The 18,703-nt window shown below is 36.7% G+C and carries 14 protein-coding genes, 1 tRNA gene and 2 rRNA genes; 8 read left to right on the top strand and 9 right to left on the bottom strand.

Annotation, left to right across the window (positions count from 1 at the left end; translation table 11 throughout):
• Positions 1-33: 33 nt before the first annotated feature.
• The 3 genes from FJR48_RS00210 to FJR48_RS00200 form a co-directional block, all read right to left on the bottom strand.
• Positions 34-2,929 (bottom strand): 23S ribosomal RNA (locus tag FJR48_RS00210).
• Positions 2,930-3,264: 335 nt separating this feature from the next.
• A tRNA-Ile gene (locus FJR48_RS00205) sits at positions 3,265-3,341 on the bottom strand.
• Positions 3,342-3,586: 245 nt separating this feature from the next.
• Positions 3,587-5,099, bottom strand: a 16S ribosomal RNA gene (locus FJR48_RS00200).
• Together the 16S and 23S rRNA genes with 1 tRNA gene alongside form the textbook arrangement of a ribosomal RNA operon.
• 481 nt (positions 5,100-5,580) lie before the next feature.
• Here FJR48_RS00200 and FJR48_RS00195 point away from each other — a divergent pair.
• Positions 5,581-6,282, top strand: coding sequence for a Bax inhibitor-1/YccA family protein (locus tag FJR48_RS00195; protein ID WP_152306170.1), 702 nt, complete (start codon positions 5,581-5,583; stop codon positions 6,280-6,282).
• Complete coding sequence (locus FJR48_RS00190; protein WP_188108585.1) at positions 6,275-6,682, top strand: thiamine-phosphate pyrophosphorylase; 408 nt, start codon at positions 6,275-6,277, stop codon at positions 6,680-6,682. Before FJR48_RS00195 ends, FJR48_RS00190 begins: the two co-directional genes overlap by 8 nt.
• Here the strand turns inward: FJR48_RS00190 and FJR48_RS00185 are convergent.
• The 5 genes from FJR48_RS00185 to FJR48_RS00165 are packed head-to-tail and all read right to left on the bottom strand — an operon-like array spanning position 6,669 to position 10,611.
• Positions 6,669-7,400 (bottom strand): competence/damage-inducible protein A, encoded by a 732-nt coding sequence (locus tag FJR48_RS00185; RefSeq protein ID WP_152306169.1) that lies wholly within the window; start codon positions 7,398-7,400, stop codon positions 6,669-6,671. The genes FJR48_RS00190 and FJR48_RS00185 overlap by 14 nt on opposite strands.
• A complete protein-coding gene (locus FJR48_RS00180) occupies positions 7,400-8,101 on the bottom strand; it encodes a methyltransferase domain-containing protein (RefSeq protein WP_152306168.1) in 702 nt (233 codons plus the stop codon). Before FJR48_RS00180 ends, FJR48_RS00185 begins: the two co-directional genes overlap by 1 nt.
• Complete coding sequence (locus tag FJR48_RS00175) at positions 8,101-8,898, bottom strand: metal ABC transporter permease (protein ID WP_152306167.1); 798 nt, start codon at positions 8,896-8,898, stop codon at positions 8,101-8,103. The genes FJR48_RS00180 and FJR48_RS00175 overlap by 1 nt, the downstream gene beginning before the upstream one ends.
• Before the next feature lies 1 nt (position 8,899).
• Positions 8,900-9,664 (bottom strand): metal ABC transporter ATP-binding protein, encoded by a 765-nt coding sequence (locus tag FJR48_RS00170; RefSeq protein ID WP_152306166.1) that lies wholly within the window; start codon positions 9,662-9,664, stop codon positions 8,900-8,902.
• Positions 9,661-10,611, bottom strand: a complete 951-nt coding sequence (locus FJR48_RS00165) for a metal ABC transporter substrate-binding protein (protein WP_152306165.1) — start codon at positions 10,609-10,611, stop codon at positions 9,661-9,663. The genes FJR48_RS00170 and FJR48_RS00165 overlap by 4 nt, the downstream gene beginning before the upstream one ends.
• A gap of 122 nt (positions 10,612-10,733) precedes the next feature.
• Here FJR48_RS00165 and secG point away from each other — a divergent pair, with 122 nt between their 5' ends.
• Genes secG through pyrE form a run of 3 tightly spaced genes read left to right on the top strand, consistent with a single transcriptional unit; the run spans position 10,734 to position 12,223 of the window.
• A complete protein-coding gene (secG, locus tag FJR48_RS00160; RefSeq protein WP_152306164.1) occupies positions 10,734-11,045 on the top strand; it encodes a preprotein translocase subunit SecG in 312 nt (103 codons plus the stop codon).
• A gap of 12 nt (positions 11,046-11,057) precedes the next feature.
• Positions 11,058-11,615: a ribosome recycling factor gene (gene frr / locus FJR48_RS00155; RefSeq protein ID WP_152306163.1), complete on the top strand. Its 558-nt coding sequence runs from the start codon at positions 11,058-11,060 to the stop codon at positions 11,613-11,615.
• Entirely contained in the window at positions 11,615-12,223 is a 609-nt protein-coding gene (gene pyrE / locus FJR48_RS00150; protein WP_152306162.1) for an orotate phosphoribosyltransferase, read from the top strand. The genes frr and pyrE overlap by 1 nt, the downstream gene beginning before the upstream one ends.
• Here pyrE and FJR48_RS00145 read toward each other — a convergent pair.
• Complete coding sequence (locus FJR48_RS00145; RefSeq protein ID WP_152306161.1) at positions 12,220-13,842, bottom strand: cation:proton antiporter domain-containing protein; 1,623 nt, start codon at positions 13,840-13,842, stop codon at positions 12,220-12,222. The genes pyrE and FJR48_RS00145 overlap by 4 nt on opposite strands.
• A 112-nt stretch (positions 13,843-13,954) precedes the next feature.
• Here FJR48_RS00145 and pyrG point away from each other — a divergent pair, with 112 nt between their 5' ends.
• The 3 genes from pyrG to FJR48_RS00130 all read left to right on the top strand — a co-directional run bounded on the left by pyrG (position 13,955) and on the right by FJR48_RS00130 (position 18,622).
• Positions 13,955-15,574 (top strand): CTP synthase, encoded by a 1,620-nt coding sequence (gene pyrG, locus FJR48_RS00140; protein WP_152306160.1) that lies wholly within the window; start codon positions 13,955-13,957, stop codon positions 15,572-15,574.
• Positions 15,574-17,151, top strand: coding sequence for a single-stranded-DNA-specific exonuclease RecJ (gene recJ, locus FJR48_RS00135; protein WP_152306159.1), 1,578 nt, complete (start codon positions 15,574-15,576; stop codon positions 17,149-17,151). Before pyrG ends, recJ begins: the two co-directional genes overlap by 1 nt.
• Positions 17,152-17,230: 79 nt before the next feature.
• Positions 17,231-18,622, top strand: coding sequence for a DUF3373 family protein (locus tag FJR48_RS00130; RefSeq protein ID WP_152306158.1), 1,392 nt, complete (start codon positions 17,231-17,233; stop codon positions 18,620-18,622).
• Positions 18,623-18,703: the final 81 nt, after the last annotated feature.

The raw sequence follows: 18,703 nt of genomic DNA, 5'->3' as shown, positions 1-18,703 counted from the left end.
CAACTTAATACACTAAACAAGGTAGTGAAGCTTAAAAAAAAGACGATCGTACTATTAGTACTGGTCAGCTAAACACGTTACCGTGCGTACACACCCAGCCTATCAAGCTTGTAGTCTTCAAGCGTACTTCAGGGAACGTTCATCTTGGAGTTGGCTTCCCGCTTAGATGCTTTCAGCGGTTATCACATCCGTACGTAGCTACCCAGCTATGCCCTTGGCAGGACAACTGGTGCACCAGTGGTACGTTCAACCCGGTCCTCTCGTACTAGGGTCAAATCTCCTCAACGTTCCTACGCCCACGGAAGATAGGGACCGAACTGTCTCACGACGTTCTGAACCCAGCTCGCGTACCGCTTTAAATGGCGAACAGCCATACCCTTGGGACCTGCTCCAGCCCCAGGATGCGATGAGCCGACATCGAGGTGCCAAACCTCCCCGTCGATGTGAGCTCTTGGGGGAGATCAGCCTGTTATCCCCGGCGTACCTTTTATCCTTTGAGCGATGGCCCTTCCACACAGAACCACCGGATCACTATGACCGACTTTCGTCTCTGCTCGAGTTGTCTCTCTCACAGTCAGGCTAGTTTATGCCATTATACTCTACGAAGGATTTCCAACCCTTCTGAACTAACCTTTGTAAGCCTCCGTTACTTTTTAGGAGGCGACCGCCCCAGTCAAACTACCCACCAGACATTGTCCTCCTGCAGGATAGACTGCAGCGAGTTAGCTATCAGAATATTCAGGGGTGGTATCTCAAGGATGCCTCATATACAACTGGCGTCATATAATCAAAGGCTCCCACCTATCCTGCACATGAATATCCCAATAGCAGTGTCAAGCTATAGTAAAGGTGCACGGGGTCTTTCCGTCTTTCCGCGGGTAGGAGGAATTTTCACCTCCACTACAATTTCACTGGATTTATTGTTGAGACAGCTCCCATCTCGTTACGCCATTCATGCAGGTCGGTATTTAACCGACAAGGAATTTCGCTACCTTAGGACCGTTATAGTTACGGCCGCCGTTTACTTGTGCTTCAATTCATGCCTTCGCAAAGCTAAGCAATCCTTTTAACATTCAAGCACCGGGCAGGCGTCACACCCTATACATCCTCTTACGAGTTAGCAGAGTGCTGTGTTTTTGGTAAACAGTCGGGAGGGACTCTTTGCTGCCACCCGTAGTTGCTTTGAAGAGCAAGTCTTCTAACAATTAGGGTACACCTTATACCGAAGATACGGTGCTATTTTGCAGAGTTCCTTAACAATAATTCATCCACGCGCCTTAGAATACTCATCTCACCCACCTGTGTCGGTTTACGGTACGGGCAACATTACATCTCGTTTAGAGGCTTTTCTCGGCACGACAGTATCAACGATTCAAAACGCTCTCCGAAGAGATTGTTCTGCCTGTCAGGTCTCGGATACACGTTAAGCGGATTTGCCTACTTAACATCCTACACCCTTCGAGCCACATTTCCATCAGTGACCTCGTTTAACTCTATGCGTCCCCCCATCACTCAAATGATGTAATGTCGGTATCGGAATATTAACCGATTTGCCATCGTCTACCCCTTTCGGACTCGACTTAGGTCCCGACTAACCCTACGATGACGAGCATCGCGTAGGAAACCTTGGGTTTTCGGCGAAGAAGATTCTCACTTCTTTTCTCGCTACTCATGCCTGCATGCTCACTTCCATCCGCTCCAGTACTCCTTACCGGTATACCTTCGATGCTGAATGGAACGCTCTCCTACCACTTACACTAATGTGTAAATCTAAAGCTTCGGTGTTTATCTTAGCCCCGTTATATTTTCGGCGCAGAATCGCTAGACCAGTGAGCTGTTACGCTTTCTTTAAAGGATGGCTGCTTCTAAGCCAACCTCCTGGTTGTCACAGCAACTCCACATCCTTTTCCACTTAGATAAAACTTTGGGACCTTAGCTGTTAGTCTGGGTTGTTCCCCTCTCGACATAGGATTTTATCACCCTACGCCTGACTGCCATGGATTCCCCTGTAGTATTCGGAGTTTGATAAGGTTTGGTACCGCGGTAAGCAGCCCTAGCCTGTTCAGTGCTCTACCCCTACAGGGTTCTAACATGACGCTATACCTAAATATATTTCGGAGAGAACCAGCTATCACTGAGTTTGATTGGCCTTTCACCCCCATCCACAAGTCATCCCAAGACTTTTCAACGCCTACGGGTTCGGTCCTCCACTGGCTCTTACACCAGCTTCAACCTGCTCATGGATAGATCACTCAGTTTCGGGTCTGCAGCATCTGACTATGTCGCCCTATTAAGACTCGCTTTCGCTACGGCTTCGCGTTCGCTTAACCTTGCCAGATACCACAACTCGCAGGCTCATTATGCAAAAGGCAGTCTGTCACACTTATATATAATAGTGCTCCAAATGATTGTAAGCCATAGGTTTCAGGTTCTATTTCACTCTGCTCACCGCAGTCCTTTTCACCTTTCCCTCACGGTACTTGTTCGCTATCGGTCTAGTAGTAGTATTTAGGGTTGGAGGGTGGTCCCCCCATATTCAGACAAAATATCACGTGTTCCGTCCTACTCGTTCGTTAGCCTAGTACCACATAAATGCTTTCGGTTACGGGAATATCACCCTCTATGTTGGAACTTTCCAGATCCTTCACCTAACAAATATGCTATTACTAACTGCCCTACTCCAGTTTCGCTCGCCGCTACTCCCAGAATCTCAATTGATTTCTCTTCCTTCAGGTACTGAGATGTTTCACTTCCCTGAGTTCGCCCCATCCGAAGATGGTAACACGATTCGCACCGTGCTGGGTTGTCCCATTCAGAAATCCCCGGATCAAAGCTTCTTGGCAGCTCCCCGAGGCTTATCGCAGCCTAGTACGTCTTTCATCGCCTCTACTAGCCAAGGCATCCACCTATGGCCCTTAATATCTTTATTCTAATTCGCTTCACTACCTTGTTTAATGTACTTTAATACCTCAAACAAGTCAGTAATCTTATTATTGTAGTTATTTAGTTGTTATAATTAAATTGACCTATTGTTATATCTAATAATTTATCTATAACTAGTTTCTTTAACTATAGTTGTTGACTTTAACAATTGTATTTTAAATGAACAAGACTTTAAACATAAAAGTCTAATCTAAATCTTAATATTTAAGACTTGGATTAAACTTTTTAATCTTTAGTATTTTTGTGGAAGTTGTGCTTGAGAAGATTGCGAAGCATACTTTAAGTATGTGAGCAAGCTTATCAAGTGCAAATTTCCAAAAATGGTGGGCCTACCAGGACTTGAACCTGGGACCTCACCCTTATCAGGGGTGCACTCTAACCAGCTGAGCTATAGGCCCTCTTTCTTATGTGCTTTTTTCTTTTTTCTTCGTTGGAACCTTTCTCTCATTCGTCATATAGTCTAACTATACTCCTCATTCGTTCAAGAACCCACCTCGATTAAAGCAAAAATCCCTATAAGATAAACATCTATATCTTTCAATGATCACAGATCACTGAAAACTAAGTAAGCAACATCCTAACAACTAATTAGTTCGTGAGAACTTTTCTGAGCCAACTAAACGAATAGTTGCTCTTACTCTAGAAAGGAGGTGATCCAACCGCAGGTTCTCCTACGGTTACCTTGTTACGACTTCACCCCAGTCGCTAATTCCACCGTAAGCGGTAGCCAGTTTGGCATTCCGATTTCGGGTGAAATCAACTCCCATGGTGTGACGGGCGGTGAGTACAAGACCCGGGAACGTATTCACCGTAGCATTGCTGATCTACGATTACTAGTGATTCCAGCTTCATGCTCTCGAGTTGCAGAGAACAATCCGAACTGAGAGACGCTTTAAGAGATTAGCTCCACCTCGCGGTATCGCAACTCTCTGTACGCCCCATTGTAGCACGTGTGTAGCCCTGGCCGTAAGGGCCATGATGACTTGACGTCGTCCTCACCTTCCTCCTCCTTACGAAGGCAGTCTCCTTAGAGTGCCCAGCCGAACTGCTGGCAACTAAGGACGAGGGTTGCGCTCGTTGCGGGACTTAACCCAACATCTCACGACACGAGCTGACGACAGCCGTGCAGCACCTGTTTTCTAGTTCCCCGAAGGGCACTACCGTATCTCTACAGTATTCTATCAATGTCAAGGCCAGGTAAGGTTCTTCGCGTATCGTCGAATTAAACCACATGCTCCACCACTTGTGCGGGTCCCCGTCTATTCCTTTGAGTTTTAATCTTGCGACCGTACTCCCCAGGCGGAACACTTAATCTGTTAAGTGCATCACCGAGATGACAAGCATCCCGACGACTAGTGTTCATCGTTTAGGGCGTGGACTACCGGGGTATCTAATCCCGTTTGCTCCCCACGCTTTCACGCCTTAGCGTCAGTTATGTTCCAGCAGATCGCCTTCGCTTTAGGTATTCCTAGTGATATCTACGGATTTTACCCCTACACCACTAATTCCATCTGCCCCTCCCATACTCTAGGTTGCCAGTTTCCAATGCAGTTCTATGGTTAAGCCATAGGATTTCACATCAGACTTGACAACCCGCCTACGCGTCCTTTACGCCCAGTGATTCCGAGTAACGCTTGCACCCTCCGTATTACCGCGGCTGCTGGCACGGAGTTAGCCGGTGCTTATTCATATGCTACCGTCATTTTCTTGACATATAAAAGGAGTTTACACACCGAAATGCGTCATCCTCCACGCGGCGTTGCTGCATCAGAGTTTCCTCCATTGTGCAATATTCCTCACTGCTGCCTCCCGTAGGAGTCTGGTCCGTGTCTCAGTACCAGTGTGGCGGATCATCCTCTCAAACCCGCTACCCGTCATTGCCTTGGTGAGCTCTTACCTCACCAACTAGCTGATAGGATATAGTCTGATCCCAAAGCGAAAAAACATTTTCCTCGCAATCTTTTGATTTAGAGGCTTATCCAGTATTAATCACCGTTTCCAGTGGCTATCCTAGTCTTTGGGGCACATTAACTATATATTACTCACCCGTGCGCCACTCGTCAGCAAGGAGCAAGCTCCTCCTGTTACCGTTCGACTTGCATGTGTTAAGCACGCCGCCAGCGTTCACTCTGAGCCAGGATCAAACTCTCCATAATTGAATGCTTGATTCCATAGCCCAAGATCAAAATCTTTGGCTTTGTTTTATGTATATACTATATATAATATATACACGTAAAGTATCTATTGCTATAAATACCGGGTATTTATAGAATAGACGGTTGTTGTTATTGTGTTTTATAAAGTAAACTTTTTAAAACCGTTAACTAATTTCTTTATTAGTTGTTAGTTAGTTCACTTACTTAGTTTTCAATGATCTCAAACGTCTCTTGCGTTTGTGGAGCAGAATTATATGCTAACAATTCTTTGATGTCAATAGTTTTTCAAAAGAATTTTAAAATTCTTTTGAAAATGTTTATTTAGTTATCATTTGTTATTTACTAATCCTATTTATATGATCTATATATTTATAATGTAGTATTGCAATACTATTTATTAGTATTTTATACTATATTGTTTCTCTGTGTTTACTCTTTATATGTAAAATTCTTATAATTAACTATATAAAGGAATATATTTATGGGACTATATGATCGTGATTATGCAAGAAGCAGTAGTGCTTTTGAATACAGTAGCGCATCAAGAAGTGACTCTCAAATCATAACATTCGTAAAAGAAACATATAAACTTTTTGCAGCATCTATGATGGCTGGTGCAGTCGGTGCATATGTTGGAGTACCAATAGCCGGAACTATCGCTTCATGGTTTATTCCGCTTATGATTTTGGAAATCGCTTTATTGTTTGGTTTATTTGCCGTAAAACACAAGCCAGGTATTAACTTAGCGGTTATGTTTGGTTTTGTATTTATGACAGGTTTAATGTTGGGTCCACTACTTGCTCATACTTTGGGTATGAATGGTGGTGGCGTTGTAATCGGTAATGCTTTTGCTATGACATCTTTAATTTTTGGTACTATGAGTTTTTATGCTATCAAAACAACTAAAGATTTTACTAGTTTTGGTAAACCGTTAATGATTGCTGTTTTAATTATATTTGCATTTTCAATCGTAAATATATTTTTAGGCAGTCCAATCTTAGCTATAGGTATATCAGCGGTAGTTGTTGTACTGTTTAGTATTTTGGTTGTATTTGATACACAGAATATTATTGCAGGAAACTATGAAACTCCGATTGACGGTGCAATTGCACTTTATTTAGACTTTTTAAATATCTTTACAGCACTTTTACACCTGTTTGGAATATTTGGAAGTGATGAATAACAATAATTTATCACCCGAGATTTATCGGGTGATAGATGCAAACCTTAACCGTCTAAAAGAGGGTATAAGGGTTGTTGAAGATCTACAACGATATCTACATAACAACAAAGAACTTTCACAAAAACTTAAACATTTAAGACATTTAGCTATTTTTGAAGATATAGATGCATTACTAAAACATCGTGACAGTATAAACGATGTACTTCGTTCAAGTATGGATGACGAGTTACAAAGAGAAGATTTAAAAGCAATAGTTGTTGCAAATTTCAAACGTGCACAAGAAAGCTCAAGAGTTTTAGAAGAACTTTTTAAACTGCATACTCTCAAAGAAAGCGAAAAGTTTAAACATATACGTTATGAATTATATGATTTGGAAAAAGAGATAATCAAACTTTTTTAAAATCAATATTCTTCAACGACAACTCATTTTCAAACATATCAAAATACTTCTCTAAAAGAGTTTTATCATAACCGCTTAATGATAACTCTACCGATGCTTTATTATTTTTAAACATTGGCAAAGAAGATAACTCCACCTCATCAGGCACTTGATTCATTAAAGTTATTAAAGTATTTTCACTTGTTTTTGCTAAAAGCGTATAGCGGTATTTTTTCTTAGATACACTAAAATTTTTAGCTATAACACTCTCAAGCATTGGGTGAGCCATAGATGGAAAACCCGGGACAAAGAAAAATCTGTTTTCTAAAGAAAACGCAGACATATTATTTACAGGGTTAAAAATAAGTTCTGAACCAACAGGTATATCTGCCATATGGATTCTATGAGGATACGCTTCAGCTCCAAACCTATCCAAAATATCTTGTTTAAACTTTTCATTTGTTTGTAAGGGTTTAGATGTAAAAATCTCAGCAGCTATCTCACGTGTTAAATCATCAGGAGTCGAGCCTATACCTCCAAAAGAAAACAAAATAGCATTTTCATCTTTTTTTATCATCTCGTAGGTATTTTTTATAAGTGTTTTATCGTCTTTAATGATAAAAGAAGCAAAGAGTTCGTGTCCATATTTAGCGAGTTCTTTTTTTAAAAAATCAAAATGCTTATCCTCACGTCTGCTATTTAAAATCTCCGTACCGATAATTACTGCATAAAAATTCATTAAATACCTTTAGATGATATAAATACTACTTCAAATTCTAAATAATTAAGAGGGTAGTTATTAACCAGATTTTTTGTTTGTTTATAATTTAAAACTTTTCTAGATGCACTGACTCCGCTTTTTTTTATGTACCTGAACATCTCTCTTGTATTTTCAAACTCTAACTTATAGTTTATAACTTCAAAGTCTGCATCAAAATACTTTTTTTGTAGTTTGTTTACCTCTTGCGCATCTCTTAAGATTGATTTTAATCCCGCTGTTTTATTTAAAGTTTTAAAAGTCCCTGCCGTAAAAATGGCAAGCCCAACCGGTGCATCCAGTGTTTTTATATTTTTAAATACCTTATCCAAATCTTCTGCCCATTGCAAAGCAGAAGCCGAAAAAACAAAATCATAGTTATATGTAATAAGGTTTTCAAAAAGAGTATCATCGTTAAAATTACCATAGATGCACTCTATTTTTTTTGATTTTGGATGCAGTTCCAACATACCCGAAGCAAAATCAACACCTATGAAATGTTTATATTTCCAGTTTATTTTTTTACACAAACTTCCACTACCGCAACCTAAGTCTAAAATATTTAAAGGCATCTTTTTATCTCTTGGAAGTTTTGAGAGTAGATGCTTTATAACTTTATTTTGAATAATATTGTATGTACCATATGACTTAGCATATTTTGAAAATTCTTGAGATATTTTCATCATTTCTTATTTATTATTAGAGAAAGTATAAAGATTATCAAAACAGATAAAACTATGGTAGCACCGCTTGGAAGTGAAAAGTGATATGATAGAACCATTCCCGAAATTACACTTAGTAGGGCAAAACCCAATGCTAACATAGTTGTTTTAAAAAAGCCAAATTTATACTGTAAAGCCGAAACTGTAGGGATAACCATAAGTGCACCAATTAAGAGTGTTCCGACTATTCTTATAGATAAAGCAATAATAATAGCAACAACACTAACGAGTAAAAAATTAAGTAGTTTAACTTTTATACCGCTAACTTTAGCAATCTCTTCATCATATGCTATAAAATAAAACTCTTTAGAAAACGTAAGTAAAATACCCAAAGCAATAAAACCAAATACAAAGATTGTTATAACATCCTCATAACTAACAGATAATATTGAGCCAAATAGATATGACATTAGCGAGTTGTTAAAAGAACCGCCAAGAGATACAATAATTACTGCTAAAGCAAGTGAACCAGAGAGCATAATAGCAAGTACCGCATCTGAGTATATTGCAAAGTTTGAACGCAGATATTCTATAAGCCATGCCGAAAAAAGTGCTACAAGTACAGCTATCCATAGTGGATTATATCCAGCTACCAAACCAACAGCAACTCCTACTAAAGCAGAATGCGCAAGCGTTTCACTTATCATAGAATAGCGTCTAAGTACAACAAAAGTACCGCTTATAGATGCGAGTGTAGCTATAATGACTCCTGCTAAAAAAGCACGTTGCATAAAGTCGTATGAAAGCATCTCTATCATGTTAATGTCCATGCTTATGATTATGGATTAGATGAGCTTCTATCCCGTAAAGCTCACTCATCTCATCACAGCTTAAAGCTTGTTTTGGGTTGTTACAGGTTATAACTTTTTGATTTACCGTAAAAAGTCTTGCAATATCATCAGCTATAACACCGATATCGTGTGTTATAAAAATAATAGTTATTTTTTTCTCTTTGTTTAGTTTGCGAAGAAGTGAATAAAACCTGTTTTGAGATGCTACATCTACACCTGTATTTGGCTCATCAAGTATCAAAACTTCCGGCTGAGATGCAAGTGCACGTGCTATCATGACACGTTGACGCTGTCCACCTGAGAGCGTACCTACCATCTTGTCTTTTAGATGCATTATATCCATCTGCTCCATTGCATCTAACACTAAAGTTTCATCCTCTTTACTCATTGTAGAAAAGATTTTCCTCTGAGCAGTCCTACCCATTTTTACAATATCTAAAACAGTAGCAGGAAAGTTAATATCAACATGAGATGCACGTTGAGGGACGTATCCTATTTTATACCATTCTTTAAATTCCGAGTGTGTCTTGCCGTAAATTTTAATCTTACCGGAATTTAGTCTCTCAAGTCCCAATAATAAACGAATCAAAGTTGTTTTTCCACCACCGTTTGGTCCGATAATAGCAATATATTGGGAGTTAAAAATCTGTAAAGATACATTAGATAAAATATTTACCCCGCCAACATTAAAATTAAGATTTTCTACATCAAAAATCGGTAATTTAAAATTCATCTACACTCTAATGCTTGTTTGATTTTTCTAATATTTTTATCCATAATCTCAGCATATGTCAAATTCTGCTCATCTTTTGTAATATTTCCTAAAGGTTGTAAAGTATCAACTTTAACGTTTACATCTTTTGCGATAGATTTGATTAGTTTGTCACTTGCAAAACTTTCAAAAAAGATAATAGAGACATTTTTCTCTTTTATTTCATGGAGTATATGTTTAACATCATCTGGTGAGGGCATACTTTCAGTTGATAAACCATTAATAGACTCTATATGAAAATTATACGTTTTACCAAGATATGAAAAAGCATTATGGTTAACGATAATAGTATCTTTTTTACATAAAGATAGTTCTTCTTTATATCTCTTATCCATCTCTTTTAAAGTTTTTATATACTCATTTTTGTTTGACTCAAAAAAATCTTTATTTTTTGGAGATAGTTTAACAAACTCCTGCGTTAGTTTTTGAGCCACTTTTATCATATTATTTATATCTAACCAATAATGAGGATCTATTGCCTCTTTGTGAGAAACTTCTTCATCTTCGTGATGACTTTCATCTTCATGATGGTGGTGATGGTGATGATCTTCTTCCAAATGGATTAAATTCACATATTTTGACATATCCAACATATTAGGCGAAGATATTTTAGAAATCCAAGGTTCTAGCGAAGCTCCACTATATACAAATAAAGAACTATCTTGTATCTCAGCCATTTTTTTAGGTGTCAACTCATAGCTGTGTGCATCGCTTCCAAAAGGCAGTACACTGGAGAGCTTAAATTTATCTTTACCAATATGCTTAGCTGCATCGTAAAGTGCAAAAGTACTCAATACAATACTATTTTTTGAACTGTGATTTTGTATTTTTTGTTCAGGTTTTAATAGAGCATATCCAACTATTAGAATCAAAAGAAAAAGAACGATAATTATATTTTTTAAACTCATATTCGACCCATCAAATTTTTTTGTATTATACCCAATTTTGAATTAAAGCTTTTTTTGGATATAATTCGCAACTTTAATTATAGCTTTAGACCATTTTGGAAAAGCCAAACAGGAATTTATAAATGACAACTAGTTTTTTACTTATTGTTCAAATAGTTTTAGTGATTTTAATCGTAATCGCTGTACTATTACAAAAAAGCTCAAGCATCGGTCTTGGAGCATATAGCGGTTCAAACGACTCAGTTTTTGGAGCAAAAGGACCAAACAGCTTTTTAGCAAAGGTTACATTTACGATAGGATTTTTATTTGTTGTAAATACAATCACTTTAGGTTATATGTATTCTAAATCGGCTGAGGAATCGGTCGTAGATAACTTAACTGAGAATACAAATGTTGTAGCGCCGGCAGCAAAAGAAACAAATACTTCAAAATAAGGAATACTTAAAATGTTAAATGATGTTTATAGTCAATGTGAAGAGAAGATGCAAGGCAGTGTTGAACATATGCATAGAGATTTTAAAACTCTAAGAACAGGTAAAGTAAGTACTACTGTTTTAGACAATGTAAAAATCGACTACTATGGAACAATGACGCCTCTTGACCAAGTCGGTTCGGTAACGGCTATAGATGCAACAACTATTGCTATCAACCCTTGGGAAAAACATCTGTTAGGTGATATTGAAGCCGCTATAAACACTGCAAATCTCGGAGTAAATCCAAATAATGACGGTGACTTTATCAAACTTTTCTTTCCACCTATGACAAGTGAGCAAAGACAAGAGACTGTTAAGCAGATGAAAGGAATGGTTGAAGATGCTAAAGTTTCTGTAAGAAATGACAGAAAAAAAGCAAACGATGCCGTTAAGAAACTTGAAAAAGACAAAGAGATTACTCAAGACGAATCAAAAGTTGCCCAAGAAAATATTCAAAAATTAACTGATAAATATATAGCCAAAATTGAAGAAGACGCAAAAGCTAAAGAGATTGAGGTTCTTAAAGTTTAATGGATATAAAAAAAATATATATGGATGCAGAGGCTCTTTTAGAGGGTCATTTTAAACTAAGCAGTGGTAATCACTCACAGTTTTATCTACAATCCGCAAAAGTTTTAGAAGATCCAAAAACTGCTAAACTTCTAGCCGATGCTCTTGCAAAGCAGATCAAAGAGAGCGGACTTGAAGTAGATACCGTATGTGCACCTGCTCTTGGTGGACTTATTGCCGGATTTGCTTTAGCACAAGCACTTGATGTTCGTTATATTTTTGCAGAGAGAGTTGATGGCAAGATGAATATCCGTCGCGGTTTTGAAGTAAAAAAAGGCGAGAGAGTTTTAATGTGCGAAGACATCATTACAACAGGCGGAAGTGCAATGGAAGCTGCAGCCGTAGTTGAGTCTCTTGGCGGTAAAATAGTCGGTGTAGCAGCTTTAGCTAACCGTGGTTTTTGTAAACGTGAGAACAGTTCTATTGAGACTAAGCCAAACTGTAAACTTCCGCAAAATATTCCGTTTTTTGCGTTAGAAGACTTTACGTTTGAGATGTATTCACCTGATAAATGTCCACTTTGTAAAGATGGAAGCGAAGCTATAAAGCCGGGTTCAAGAGGAAATTAATTCCTCATCTGACAAACCATCATCTTGTCCACCAAGATTCTACCAACCTCGTATTTTCCATCGACTATAACATCGATATCAATACCTCTAAGCTTGTTTTTTTCCTCTTGAGATACAACTTTGGCTATTAAGTGTATATCTTTTGTATATTCCCGTATAGTCTCACAAACAGCTTTTTTCTTATCGATATTGTCTAATGTTACAATAACAGATGCACAACTTTCGGTATGAAGTGCTTCAATCATAGAAAGCTCAGACATATCTCCTAAATAAACTTCTTTATTTTGTTTAAGTGCAAGTTGTACGTTTTTCGGATTGTTATCTATTATTACATAGGGTATTCCCATTTCATCCAGATGCTCTGCAACCGACTTACCTATATCACTGTAACCGCAAACTATTATGTGTCCTTGACGTGATTTAAAATCTTTTTCATCAAGCAGTACATAACTGTCGTCTTTTATAAAAGTATCTACAAAACCATTTATATGTGAAATAAAAAAAGGCGTAATCATCATAGAAAAAATTACTATTAAAAGTAAAAGCGATTCCAATTCTTTATCGATTAAACCTCCCATACTTGCCACTGCAAAAATTACAAATGAAAATTCACCGACTTGAGATATCGACAATGCTGTTTTTAATGATGTTGAATTATCGGAACTTAGTCTTAAAACCAAAAATGTAATTACCGTTTTTAAAAGAAGAACCAGAACAAATATACCTATAATTAATGCTATATTATTTATAAAATACGATATATCTATTTTCATACCTACTACAATAAAAAAAGTCCCCAAAAGGATATCTTTAAACGGTGCTATATCATATTCGACTTTGTGGTGATACTTTGTCTCGGCTATAACCATACCTGCTACAAAAGCACCCAGTGAATAAGTAAAACCAAAATATGAAGCTAAAAGGGATGCACTAATAACTATAAATAAAACACTCCCCATAAACAATTCATCTTCCTCCGAAGAGGCAGAAAAATGCAACAACCAAGAAACAACTTTTCTACCGATAAAAAAGAGTATTGAGACTACAATAAGAGCACTTATAAACGTATCTCTGATAATTATCCATACAGATTGATTAGCTTCGTTTGTTAAAAACCCCAGTAATATAAGTAAAGGGATAACCGCAATATCTTGAAAAATCAATATACCGGTAGCTCTTTGACCATAAGGTGCATATATTTCTTTTGAGGATTTGAGATAACTTAAAACTACTGCGGTTGATGAAAGTGCAAATGCCGTTGAGATAATCAGTGATGTTACAAAATTTAATTTAAATATAAAAAAACTTATTATTAAAATAGCAATAGCCGTAAATGTAGCCTGCATGAAACCGTTTCCAAATATCTCTTTTTTCATACGGTTCATCTTAGAAAGAGATATCTCCAAACCTATAGTAAACATCAAAAAAACTATACCGAACTCACCGATATGCTCCAAAGTACTTGATTGACTTGAATCTTGAAGCCCAAAACTGTATGCTAAAATCGTACCTGTAAAAATATATCCTATTATTTGAGATACGCCTATTCTTTTTAACAGCAAACTTAGAACAGTTGATATACCTAATGCCAGTACTATTATTAATAAAACTTTATCCATTTTTTATTTTTGTTTTTCCGATTTTTATTTTCATAAAAGTATATCTAAATAACTTTTTAAGTGCACTTATTATATAATCGCGGATTAGATTTAAATTTTGGAGAATTTTGGCATGACTAAGTATATTTTTGTAACGGGAGGGGTTTTAAGTTCTCTTGGAAAAGGGATTACTGCTGCTAGCATCGGTACACTACTAAAACACTCCGGTAAAAAAGTAGGTATGCTAAAAATAGATCCATATATTAATGTAGATCCCGGTACTATGAGCCCACTTGAGCATGGTGAAGTATTTGTAACAAAAGACGGTGCCGAGACTGATTTGGATATAGGTAATTATGAACGTTTTTTAGATACATCTTATTTAAAGAGTTCAAATTTTACTACCGGTCAAATATACTCAAGCGTAATAGAACGTGAACGTGCGGGCGGATATCTTGGTCAAACCATTCAAGTAATTCCCCACATAGTCGGTGAGATTGTAAAGCGTATAAAAGAAGCCGGCGAGGGTCACGATATACTTGTAGTTGAACTTGGCGGAACTGTAGGAGATATAGAAGGTTTACCGTTTATGGAGGCAATCCGTCAAATGAAACATGATGAAGAAGTAGCAGGTACTTTTTTTGTTCATGTAACACTTATTCCTTACATAAAAGCTGCAGGTGAATTAAAATCTAAACCAACTCAACACTCTGTTCAGGAACTTCGCCGTATCGGTATAACTCCGCAGATGATTATTGCCAGAAGTGAAAACCAACTTCCAAAATCATTCAAGAAAAAATTAGCTATGAGTTGTGACGTACACCAAGATGCTGTTATAGAAGCTAATGATGCGGCATCTATATATGATGTTCCTATGAGTTTTTTAAGACAAGATATACTAAGTCCAATAGCTAAAGCACTTGAATTAGGGGATTTAACACCGGACATGGAAGAATGGGACAGCCTAGTTAAAAAGATTGTTCAACCTAAAGGCAAAGTCGTTATAGGTTTTGTGGGAAAATACCTTGAATTAAAAGAGAGCTACAAATCTTTAACGGAAGCACTTATTCACTCAGGCGCACATTTAGATGCAAGAGTTGAAATATGCTGGGTAGATTCTGAAGAGATTGAAGAACGTGGTCCTGAAACACTACTTGCCGACTGTGATTCTGTTTTAGTTGCGGGAGGATTCGGTAATCGTGGAGTTGAAGGCAAAATAAAAGCTATAGAATATGCTCGTGTTAATAAAATACCGTATCTTGGAATATGTCTAGGTATGCAACTTACACTCGTAGAATATGCTAGAAATGTCCTTGGTTTAGATGATGCAAATTCTATAGAGTTTGATGAAAACTGCAAAAACCCTATGATATATCTAATTTCGGACTTTTTAGACCAAAACGGAGAGGCACAACTTCGTACGCATAGCTCGCCAATGGGTGGTACTTTACGTTTAGGAGAGTACCCATGCGAAACTAAAGAGGGCTCAATTCTTCGCAAAGCTTATAACGGTGAAAAAATTATTTATGAACGCCATCGTCATCGCTATGAAGCGAATCCGGCTTATCGTGAGCAGCTTGAAAAGGCAGGAATGATAGTTACCGGCGAATCAAACGGTTTAATTGAAACAGTTGAGATAAAAGATCATCCTTGGTTTTTAGGCGTTCAATTCCACCCTGAATTTACATCACGCCTGCAAAGTCCAAATCCTTCTATACTTGCATTTGTTAAAGCAAGTTTAGAAGTTCACTAGTGGAAATACTAAATAAACAGAAAATCTTTGAGCTTCTAAGCTCAAGATTTGATGAAGAAAAAACTCTTTCACAAATCCCAAATCCTTCCCTTTTAAAAGATGCCGACAAGGCAGCTTCTAGGATAGCTAAAGCTATAAAAAACAATGAAAAAATCACACTTGTAGGTGATTATGACGTAGATGGAATTTCAGCTACAGCTATAATGTGTGATTTTTTTGCTCAAATTCCTTATCCCCTAGATGCAGTAATCCCAAATAGATTTAATGACGGTTACGGTGTGAGCCCGACTATTTTAAATAGAATCGATGCAGATTTAGTTATAAGTGTGGATAATGGGATAACTGCTATAGAAGCAGCCGACATATGTAAAGAACGCGGGATAGATTTAATTATTACAGATCACCATACACCCGGTGAAATACTTCCTCGCGCATATGCAATAGTAGATCCAAAATTAAAAGAGTGCCAATATCCTTTTAAAGAGATATGCGGTGCACAAGTTGCATGGCTACTCTTAGGTCTATTAAAAAGAAAATTATCTATAAACATAGATATGAAACAATTTTTAGATATATTAACTATAGCAATAATTGCGGATGTAATGCCACTTATAAATATTAACCGCTTACTCGTAAAAGAGGGATTAAAAGTTTTAATGAACTCTTCCCGACCTGCATCTGTCATAATAAAAGACTTTATAAACAAACCATATATAAGCAGTGAAGATATTGCTTTTGCAATTGCACCACGCATCAATGCTGCAGGAAGATTAGAAGACGCTTCTATTGCACTGAACTTTTTTAGAGCAAAAGACGTAAATATTGCCTATAACTACTTTAACCGATTAAACAATTTAAACGAACAAAGAAAAGAAACTGAGGCATATACTACAAAGCAAGCTACGGCATCCGTAAATAAAAATGACAAAATTATAGTTGTCGCAGGTGAAGATTGGCACGAAGGAGTAGTAGGGATAGTTGCTTCAAGACTTACGGACAAGTTCGGAAGACCGAGTATAGTTCTTAATATTGAAGATAAAAAAGCTAAAGGAAGTGCAAGAAGTATAGGTGAAGTTGATATTTATAAACTTTTGGCAGCAAACAATAATCTTCTAAATGGTTTTGGCGGTCATAAAATGGCGGCGGGTCTTAGTATAGACAAAGAAAATATATATAGTTTTACCAAAGCTATAAATGAGAGTGCAAAAAACATCCCGGATTCATGTTTCTTACCAAAAGATGATGTACTTGGTATTTTAGACAGCTCATCTATAGATATTGAACTCTTAAATATATTTGATATGTTTGAACCATATGGTGAAGCAAACAAACGTCCGACTTTTTTGATACAAAATGCATATATTGAAGATATAAAAATCTTTGGTCGTGAAAAAAATCATTCTAAAATAATAATCAGGCAAAATAAAGATGACCTAAACTCTCTTGAGCTTACACTATTTAGAGAAGTTTTTGAAATGCCTCAAAATAAAAAGATAACTTGTTCATATACCGTAAATAAAAATATATGGAATAATAGAATATCAACTCAACTACTTATTAATAAAATTTATATATAATTATAATATAAATAATATCAAATAATAATTTACTTTTCTTTGTTAAGATTACAGCTTATAAAAATTATAAGGATAAACAATGAAAAGAATAATAGCCCTCTCTTCTGTTGCTATTTTAAGCTCCGGTTTATATGCATCTACAGATACTCAAACTCAAATAGATGAACTAAAAAAAGAGATTCAAAAATTAAAGAAAGATCAAAAAAGAACTAATATGTCTTTAAGCTCAGTTAAAAAAGCTACTGGAGGCGATAATGTTAAACTCGATATTGATTTTAGAAACACCTTTGAATCTTTAGAGTATAAAGATAATAAAAACAATATAAAAGCTGAAAACGATTCACTTTTTACAAGCAGACTCTTTTTAAATATGGCTGCAACACCTATGAAAGGATTAATCTTTAAAGGTCAACTTGCTATATATTCAACTTGGGGTGCACATATATATGATGAAAGTACAGGTTTAAAAGACTGGTCTGCTTCATCTAAACCTACTGATACAGTGATGCGCATTAAAGAAGCTTATTTTGTTTACTCTAACTCTATAGGATCTCAACCTATAAGTTTTTCTATAGGTCGTCGTCCTTCAACAAATGGTTTTTTAGCTAATTATAGAGAGAATGAAGATAAACCGAGTTCACCTTTAGCACATATTACAAATATGGAAGTAAACGGGGCTATGGTTAAACTCGACTGGGGTCGTTTTATAGAGGGTGCATATACCAAATTTGTATATGGACGTGCTCATACGGGAGCGACAAACGGTGTATATGGATACGACGGAACAGGAGGCATCACACCTTATGCCTTAGATAGCAGTACTAATTACGGTGATGACAAAGACGTTGATTTTTTTGTAGTGCCTGGTCAAGCGTATTATAACGGTCAATATCAAATTATGTATGAATGGGCACATATTTTTAATACAAAAGGTCAAAGATTTAACGACCCTTCAACTGCTAAAGCAGCAGCCGGTACGGCAGATTTATTCTCTGTAGGTTTAAAAATCGAAGGTATTGGGGATGAAATAAGTGATTTTTTAGATGAAACTACATTTTTTATATCCGGTGCTTATACCGACTATAATGCAAAAAGCGGATATCAATTATTAGGTTCAAGTAACGGTGGCAGTAAAAACGGTTCTTCTATATGGACAGGAATTATAATACCTGATATGATTACGGATTCTGGAAAATTCGGGTTTGAATATAATCATGGTTCAAAATACTGGACACCAATGACTTGGGCTGAAGATACTACTATCGGTTCAAAAATATCCGTACGCGGTCAAGCTTATGAAGCTTACTGGAATTTTGATTTATTTGGAGTAAAATATCTTCCATCACAAATTAGATATACTTATATACAACATGATTATACTCCGAACAATAAATGTGCAGGTTGGGTTGCACCGACAGATGCAGATATAACTTCCAAAAACATTAGACTTGCTATAACCTATAAATACTAATAGAGTAACTCTCTATTAGTATTTGTTAGTATAAAATATTCTTCGTTTAGCCCAATTTCCCTATAATTATTCTATAAATTT

Origin of the sequence: Sulfurimonas lithotrophica (assembly GCF_009258225.1) — a bacterium.
Taxonomy (GTDB): domain Bacteria; phylum Campylobacterota; class Campylobacteria; order Campylobacterales; family Sulfurimonadaceae; genus Sulfurimonas; species Sulfurimonas lithotrophica.
This window is presented reverse-complemented; position numbering and strand designations above follow the sequence as displayed.